At 75.1% G+C, this 1,192-nt stretch carries 1 protein-coding gene; it reads right to left on the bottom strand.

Annotated elements, in window-relative coordinates:
* Nucleotides 1-1,120: tyrosine-type recombinase/integrase (locus AOM00_RS15090; RefSeq protein ID WP_169746875.1), on the bottom strand; the 1,120-nt coding region annotated here is incomplete at its 3' end.
* Nucleotides 1,121-1,192 lie beyond the last annotated feature (72 nt).

Here is a 1,192-nt window from a genome sequence, read left to right as displayed (position 1 = left end):
TGGCGAGGTAGGTGTCTCGGGCGTGGGAGGCGTGTTGGTAGATGGCTGCGGCGCGCGGTGATGAGTGGCCGATGCGGCGCATGAGGTCGGCTTGGGTGGCTCCGGCTTGGGCGGCGAGGGTGGCTCCGGTGTGGCGCAGGTGGTGCCAGGTGATGTCGGGCCGGTTGATGGCGGCGCGGGCGCGGCGCATCGCGGTGGAGCGGGCCGATCCCGTCACCGGGGTGCCGGCGCTGGTGGTGAACACGAGGGAGTCGAGGTGGCGGGGGGTGTGCGCCTCGAGGTGGACGGTCAGTGCCTCGATGACGAGGGCGGGCAGCGCGACGGTGCGCCGGCCGGCGGCGGACTTGGGTGGCCCGAAGGCGAGGGGCTGGCCTGCTAGCTCGACCAGGGCCTGACGGACTGTCAGGGTGCCGGCGGGCAGGTCGAGGTCGCGTCGGCGCAGCGCGAACACCTCGCCGGGGCGTAGCCCTGACCAGGCGGCGACGAGGACGGCGGCTCGCAGGTGGTCGGGCATCGCGTCGGCCAGGCGTGCGACCTCGGAGGGGACCAGGGGCAGCCGTTCGGCGTGGGCGACGTGCCCGGCCCCGGCGATGCGGACGGGGTTGGCGGTGATCAGCCCATCGTCCACGGCGGTCGTGAGGATTGCGTGCAAGAGCCGGTAGGCCTGCGCGGTGGTGGTGCGTCCCGCGCCCGCACGGGCCACGGTGGGCGGCTTGGGGCGTGGCGCGCCGGCAGCGTGCCAGGCGGTGAGGATCGCGGGCGAGAGGCGTCCCGTCGGGGCGCAGGGCAGGCCAGCCGCGATGGCCCAGGCGCGGGCGGGGTGCGCGGTGCGGGTCGGGCCGGTGCCCCGGGCGTGGGCGGAGGCGGTCGCGGCGATGGTGACGGCGGCGTGCCACTCGCGGACCATGACCGGGGTGAGGTTGCGCAGCGCGAGGCATCCCAGGTCGATCCCGTGCCGGCCGTCCCCGACGGGCGCGAGTATCCATCGCTCAGCGGTGCGGCGGTACAGGTCGAGGGTGCGCGGGCGCAGCTGCGGCGTGCGCTGGCGCAGCCAGGCCGTCGCGTACTCGGCCAGGGTGATCGTGCCGGCGTCGGGCGAGGTCCACGTGCCTTGCAGCATCGAGGCATGCATGACCGTCAGCCACCGGTCCGCGTCATTCCTCGAGGCGAACGTCTGCGGAGCCGTCCGCTT

The sequence above is a fragment of the Demequina gelatinilytica genome, from assembly GCF_000971115.1.
Taxonomy (GTDB): domain Bacteria; phylum Actinomycetota; class Actinomycetes; order Actinomycetales; family Demequinaceae; genus Demequina; species Demequina gelatinilytica.
Note: the sequence above shows the minus strand (reverse complement) of the source record. Positions and strands in the feature narration are given on the sequence as shown.